This is a genomic window from Aquabacterium sp. (assembly GCF_004297345.1).
Taxonomy (GTDB): Bacteria; Pseudomonadota; Gammaproteobacteria; order Burkholderiales; family Burkholderiaceae_C; genus Aquabacterium.
The window spans coordinates 1-6898 of the sequence record NZ_SCTN01000459.1 but is presented as its reverse complement, the minus strand read 5'-3'; the positions used below and the strand labels follow the sequence as shown (position 1 = coordinate 6898).

Annotated in this window: 5 protein-coding genes; 1 reads left to right on the top strand and 4 read right to left on the bottom strand. The window is 64.1% G+C overall.

Annotated elements, in window-relative coordinates; translation table 11 throughout:
* The 4 genes from EPO09_RS17790 to EPO09_RS17775 all read right to left on the bottom strand — a co-directional run.
* Positions 1-942, bottom strand: a 942-nt coding sequence (locus tag EPO09_RS17790; protein WP_290645114.1) for a POTRA domain-containing protein, incomplete at its 3' end; no start/stop codon positions are given.
* Between the two features lies 1 nt (position 943).
* The gene (locus EPO09_RS17785; RefSeq protein WP_290645112.1) at positions 944-3085 is read right to left on the bottom strand and encodes a CHAT domain-containing protein; all 2142 of its coding nucleotides are present in this window, start codon (positions 3083-3085) and stop codon (positions 944-946) included.
* A gap of 128 nt (positions 3086-3213) precedes the next feature.
* Positions 3214-5001, bottom strand: coding sequence for a hybrid sensor histidine kinase/response regulator (locus EPO09_RS17780; protein ID WP_290645110.1), 1788 nt, complete (start codon positions 4999-5001; stop codon positions 3214-3216).
* A gap of 18 nt (positions 5002-5019) precedes the next feature.
* The gene (locus EPO09_RS17775; RefSeq protein WP_290645108.1) at positions 5020-5685 is read right to left on the bottom strand and encodes a response regulator transcription factor; all 666 of its coding nucleotides are present in this window, start codon (positions 5683-5685) and stop codon (positions 5020-5022) included.
* A 190-nt stretch (positions 5686-5875) separates the two neighbouring features.
* On the opposite strand from EPO09_RS17775, the gene EPO09_RS17770 reads away from it, so the two are divergent.
* Positions 5876-6898: peptide chain release factor 3 (locus tag EPO09_RS17770; RefSeq protein WP_290645106.1), on the top strand; the 1023-nt coding region annotated here is incomplete at its 3' end.

Here is a 6898-nt window from a genome sequence, read left to right as displayed (position 1 = left end):
CTGACCACCAAGGGTGTAGTCCACCTTGGCGTAGGCGACCGAGACACGCGCGGGCGTATAGGCCACAGGCAGCTCGTAAGCCACCCGACCCACCTTGACGCCACCGCTGTTGCTGAGCATGGTCTGCAGGTCCAGGTTGTCACCCACACCCAGCGGGTTGTTCAAGCGAAGCAACCCTGTGCCACGCCATCGGCCTGCATAGCCCACGCCATGGTTGTCGGCCGACAAGGACGCATCCCAGCTGCGGCGCGGCGTCACCTGAATGGACAGGTTGTAGATGCCTTCATCACCTGAGGGTGACAACGCGGCCTTGGCCTGCACACCGGGCATGTCGTTGAGCGCGAACATCACACGCTCCAGCGACGCGGTACTCAGCAGGCCCCCAGCATGCAGGCAGAAGAAGTCCATCAGGCCATTGACACGGTCAGCCGTGACCGGCGCATCGGCGCCCAATGGCACTTGAACACGCGCAAGCTTTGGTTCAATCACATCGACCTTGAGCACGCCCTGGCTCACGTCCTGCGACGGGAAGCCGATCGAAGCCAGGCCGTAACCCTTGTCTTCATAGCGCTTGCGCAATGCGCTGATCAAGGCCGACAGTTCAGGCTCACCCATGGCCTGGCCCACGTAGGGCTCAGCCAGGGCCTGAATCTGCTGAGGCGTGAGCACCGTGGCGCCACGCACCTCAAAGCGCTTGAGCACGAAGTTGACAGCCGGCGCCTTGACGGCCGGCGCGGCTGCATTCAAGGGCGAGGCATCAGGCAAGGCGGGCATCGTCGATGGGGCAGGCACTTCATGGAGGATGTCGCCGGCGCGCGGAGCAGGTGCCGCAGAGGCCACCTGGGCCACAGCTTGACCCAGGGGCGACAAGGCGAAAGCCAGGGTCAGTGGAAGCGCAAAAATCGAACGAGAAAACGGGAGGGAAAGGGCTGCACGTGACATCTCAGCTTCCTAGTTGCATGCGGCCATTGCCGATCACGTTGAAGGGGGCCCAGAAGAAGGGGTGGGCAAAGCGGCGCTTCTTCTGCACGTCCATCTGCGCGTTGCGCATGGCGTCCATCAGGTCGGCGCCTTCGGACATGGACTGGTACATGCGGGTCATCAGGGCTTCGGTGGATTCATCGGCCACGGGCCACAGGGAGGCCACCATGCTGCTGGCACCGGCCGACAGGAAGGAGCGGGTGAAGCCCACGATCTCGTCACCCTTGAGCACCTTGCCCAGGCCGCTTTCGCAAGCCGACAGGGTGACCAGGCTCACGCTGTGCATGTCCAGGCCATAGACCTCGCGGGCTTCGAGCAGGCCACGATCCTGGCCGTCGTTGGCCAGCAGGATGCGTGAGAACAGCGGATCCACGTCATCCACCTCGGCGTGGGCTGCGACGTGCAGCACGGCCGACTGATTGGCGCGCAGCTTGAAAGTGCCCTTGGTGGCATCCTGCTGCACGAAGATCTGCTTTTGCTTGAACAGGTCAGAGACTTCCTTGACCTCGCGCTCGGCACCGGGCAGCGGCACGTTCTCGGGCGTGGCGGGGTTGCCGAAGGCCAGCAGGGCGCTCACGGCACGATCAGGACGGGCCCAGAGGCGGCCACCCACCGAAGCCGAAGGCCACACGGTGACGGCGGTCTTGGCGATCAGGTAACCCTGGCCGTCATGCAAGGCCTGGAAGGGCAGGTAGTGCAGCGGGCCATGCGGCACGATGAACAGGCGCTTGGTGTCACCCAGCTTGGCGGGGGCGATCAGCTTGGCATACAGGCCTTGGCCCAGCGTATCGACATCACGGCGACGCTCGATGATGCTGCGGCGGAAGTCGTCCACATCCTTGGCCAAGGCGGCTTGGGGCAGAGGCAGAGCCTGGCCTTCGAAACCATCTTTGCGGATGGTCCAGACCACGAGCTGGTCGCCCACGGCGTGGAATTCGAGCACGCCCTCGCCTGGGCGCAGCATGCCTTGCAGTTGCGTCAGGGTGAGGCTGCCGCTCAGGGCGTCGTCCGTGCGACCACGCAGCGAATCCAGCAACTGACGCGAGCGCGAGTCTTCCGACAGGCTCCAGGCGGTCTGGAAGTCCTTTTGCTCGACGGCCAGTGCCAGGGCCTGGTCGTACACGGCTTGCATGTCGCCAAACAGACCTGTGCGGATTTCTTCGCTGTGGAACTTGGCGCGCAAGCCATTGGCCAGGGTCGTGGCCTTCAGGAAAGCGGCCAGGGCCTGAGGCTTGTCGCCGCGCTTGAGGTGCACCCGACCCACGCCCACCAGGGCCCACAGGCGCTGGTATTCGGAATCGGCGGTGCGGTCGCCGGTGGCTATCTGGTCGTACACGGCCAGGGCGGCTTCGGGTTGATCATCAGCCAGCAAAGCGGCTGCGCGGCTGCGCAGGTAGAAGCTGCCCAGCGCATCGCGGACCTCGGCGGGGATCGCGTTGAGCTGCTCCAGCGCCTGCTTGGGCTGGCCAGACGCGTTCAGCGCATTGGCCAGCGAGACGATGATTTGCGGGCGGTAGCGCTCGCTGGCCGTCTTCAGGGCTTCGTTGTATTCGCTGATGGCGCCAGCCTGGTTGCCGCGGCGGGCAGCCACATCGCCCAGCACCTTGTGGGCGGGTGCGAGCACCTGCTCGGGGCTGGCACCAGGGAACTGCAGCGCGCTGCGGGCGTACTGGTCGGCTTCGTCGATCTTGCCGGCGTACAGGTAGGCCAGGGCCAGGTCGCGGTGCGCCAGGGCTTGCAGATCGGGTTTCTTGTCGCGCTCCCCCAGGAACAGCGCCTTGCTGGCGGCGCGGATGCTCTGGCGGAACTCGCCTTGCTCGGCCAGGCTGGTGGCCTGTCCGCAATACGCATAGCCATCAAGCTTGATGACATCGCGGTCGAGCAGGGTCTGGCCTTCGGCGCTGAGGGTGCGGGGCTGGGTGGCCTCGCGCAGGCGGGTGAGCGCCTGCGCCGTGGCCGCGCCGTCCTGGTCACCCGGTTTTCCGGACTGGGCCGACGCGGCGCCACCGACGAGCATGAGCACCGCCAGGGTCAGGGAGGACAGCAGGCTGCTTGGCCCGGCCCCTCGTTGATGAGCTTGATGAAACTGTGATCGCCGCGGCATCCCGGCTCCCTCGAAAAACGCAGACACAAACGTGCAGACTATGAAATAGTGCACACATCGGCAAGTGACCTAGGTGACGATCCCCCAAGCCCTAGGGATGAGATCCCCCCCGGACCGATGGCCTCACATCAGGACAATTGCCGCAACATGGAAAACAACTCTTTGGGCAGCACGGGCTTGAACAGCACCCTGTGGCCGCTGTCGTGCACCCGCTTGACCTGATCCGGCGAGGTATCGCCCGTGACGAGCACGGCCGGAATCTGATAGCCCAGCACATGGCGCACGGCATTGATGGCCTGCAGGCCGTCCTCGCCATTGCGCAACCTCAAATCCGACAACACCGCGTGGATGGGCTCGGGGTGGTTGGCGGCCAGCATGCAGGCTTCGTTGATGTTGCCGGCCACCAGCACCTCGTAATCCCACTCGCGTAGCAGCAAGGCCATGCTTTCGCGGATGTTCTCTTCGTCGTCGATGAACAGCAGCGTGCGGGCATTGCCGATGGGCGAAGGCACCGTTTCGGCTTCCAGGTTCATGCCGTGCAGGGCGTTCAGGTCGGTCTGGGGCACGGCCAGGCGGATCATCGTGCCCTTGCCCACGGTCGAGGCTACCGTCAACGGGTGATTGAGCAGCAAGGCCAGGCGCTTGACGATGGCCAGGCCCATGCCCAGGCCCCGGTTGCGGTCGCGCTCGGGGTTGTGCAACTGGTAGAACTCGTCGAACACGCGGGGCAGTTCGGCCTCGGGGATGCCGATGCCTGTGTCCCAGACCTCGATGTTCACGTCCGTGCCATGGGTGCGTGCCACCACCACGATACCGCCATCGCGGGTGTACTTGATGGCGTTCTGGATCAGGTTGCTGAGGATGCGCTCCAGCAATTGCGGGTCGCTGGTCACGTGCTTGCCGCCCGGCTTGAAGCGCAGGTGCAACCCGGCCCCCTCAGCCTGACCGGCAAAGTGCATGTGCAGACGGCGGAACACATCGCGGATCGGGAAGGATTGCAGTTGCGGCTCCACCACCCCGGCGTCCAGCTTGGAGATGTCCAGCATGGCGTTGAAGGAGCGGTCCAGCGACTCGATGCAGCGGTTCAGGTTGCCGACCAGCGGCGCCTCCGAGGTGCCCGCCAGGCGCTTTTCCAGGGCGCTGGCAAACAGGCCCAGCGCGTGCATGGGCTGACGCAGGTCGTGGCTGGCACTGGCCACGAAACGGCTCTTTTCCTTGTCGGCCTGGGCCGCCAGGCTCATCTGATGGCGCAACTGGGACACCAGCTCGGCATTGTCGAACTGGGCCTTGAGCGCCTTGACCAGCAGTTCGTTCTGCCCGAAGGCGAACACCAGGTTCACGCCCAGATAGGCCACCGAGAAGATGGCCAGCGCGTTGTGCAGGGGCCCTTGATGCCACAGCAGCAAACCCGGCAAGGGCAGCAGCAGCGGGATCATCCAGGTCCAGATGGCAGGCCGGTAGGCCACGATGGCACCAATGGCCGCCGAGCCCATGCCCAGCATCACCAGCATCATCAGGCAGACCATGGCCAGATCCTGCGTGGGCAGCACGAACCAGGGCACCGAACCCCAGACCAGCGCCGACACGAGCAAGCCGCCCATGAAACGGCGGCGCCAGATCGGCATGCGCTGCCAGGCGCGATCATCTTTTTGATAGGCCCAGCCATTGAGCAGGCGCAGCGCCTGCGTGCCATGCACCATGGCCGCCCAGATCAGCACGCGGCGATCCCCGGTGTAGACCAGATAGGCCCCCCAGAAGGTCATGGCCGTGACGATGGCCCCAGCCGACGTGAACCAACTGGTGCTGTAGAGCGCATGCACCTGGGCCAGCACCAGATCGTTGCGCTGCTGGCTGGACGTTTCAGAGATGAACTCGGGCGCGCTCAGCCCCGCGTCCTGGGCAATCCGGTAACTCACGCTGTGTCAGCCGGCGCTTTAGCGGAACAGGCTGATGAGGTGCGATCGGGACTTCACGTCCAGCGCCAGCAGGATGGTCGAGACGTAGTTCTTGACCGTACCCAGCGACAGCTTGGTGGAGTTGCTGATTTCCTGGTTGGAGCAACCCGAGAGCACCAGCTCCAGGATTTCCAGGTGGCGAGGGCCCAGTTCGGCCACGCGGTCGTAGCTGGATGCCGAGGGCGCACGGGGGAAGCGCGCCGCAGATGCACCCGCTGGCGCGGCCACGGCCGCCGCATAGGAATATTCGGTCAACAAGCCGACGATGCTGGAGCGCGTGAGCGAGGGCGAATAGGCCTTGGGCAGGTAGCCCACAGCACCCAGGCCCTTGGCCTGCCCGATGACGAATTCATCCTGCGTGCCGCTCATGACGGCCACGCGGGCCTGCGGATAGGCTTCGATGAACTGGCGCAGGCCCTGCAAACCCTTGCAGTCGGCCATGTTCAGGTCCAGCAAAACCAGTGCGATGTCTGGTTCGGCACCGTACAAACGCATAGCGTCGTGCAGATTGTCAGCCTCCAGCCAGTTGATTTTCATGTCCTCGACCTCATTGAGGACGGTCCGCAGTCCAACCCGGACCAAGTCGTGGTCGTCCACAAGCAGGACTTTGAAGGTGCCGAGAGGGGGCGGTGGAACTGATCCCATGATGTGGTCGTGACTACGCTGATCTTGCATGGCAGCCTTTGAGTTTCGGGGAACGTTCAGGCCTGAACAATCCCTAACTTGTCACGGTCATCTTGTATGGCGAAACGGACTTATCTGATACCAAGCGACGCGAAAGCCCTGCCAGGCGGGCGAATCAGCTAGCATGTCGGGTTCGCCCGGAGCTTTTGTCGTGTCTACTTCTCCCTACGCCCCCGAAACCAGCCGCCGTCGCACGTTTGCGATCATTTCCCACCCTGACGCGGGTAAAACCACGCTGACGGAAAAGCTGCTGCTGTTCTCGGGCGCCATCCACATCGCCGGCTCGGTCAAGGCCCGCAAGGCCTCGCGCCACGCCACGTCTGACTGGATGGAAATCGAAAAGCAGCGCGGCATCTCGGTGGCGTCTTCGGTGATGCAGATGCTGTACCGCGAGCACGTGGTCAACCTGCTGGACACCCCGGGCCACAAGGACTTCTCGGAAGACACCTACCGCGTGCTGACTGCGGTGGACTCGGCCCTGATGGTGATCGACGCGGCCAACGGCGTGGAAGCACAAACCAAGCGCCTGATCGAGGTCTGCCGCCAGCGCGACACACCCATCATCACCTTCGTCAACAAGATGGACCGCGAAGGCCGCGACCCGCTGGAACTGCTCGATGAAGTCGAGCAGGAACTGGGCATGCCTTGCGTGCCCATGACCTGGCCCGTGGGCCAAGGCAAGCAGTTTGGCGGCATCGTCAACCTGCGCACCAAGTCCATGCGCCTGTTCGATGCCGGCGCCGACAAGCGCAGCGATGAAGATGAAGTCGTGTCACTCGAAGAGCGCGACAAGCTGCACGCCCGTTTTGGCCACGACTGGGAACTGGCCGAGCAGAACATGGAACTGATGGCCGAAGCCGCACCGGCCTTCGATCTGGAACAGTTCCTGGCCGCCAAGCAAACCCCCGTGTTCTTCGGCTCGGCCGTGAACAACTTTGGCGTGCAGGAAGTGCTGGATGCCCTGGTGGACCTGGCCCCCTCGCCCCGCCCTCGCCTGTCGACCGAAAAGGACGGCTCACACAAAGAGATCGTGCCCGAGATGGAAAACTTCTCTGGCGTGGTCTTCAAGGTGCAGGCCAATATGGACCCATCCCACCGCGACCGCATCGCGTTTGTGCGCGTGTGCTCCGGCAAGTACGAGCCGGGCATGAAGCTCAAGGTGCAAGATCGGATG

Bases quoted from the DNA above. Each gene is read 5' to 3' on its own strand.
- EPO09_RS17785 (WP_290645112.1), bottom strand. From the start codon at position 3,085: ATGCCGCGGCGATCACAGTTTCATCAAGCTCATCAACGAGGGGCCGGG.
- EPO09_RS17775 (WP_290645108.1), bottom strand. From the start codon at position 5,685: ATGGGATCAGTTCCACCGCCCCCTCTCGGCACCTTCAAAGTCCTGCTT.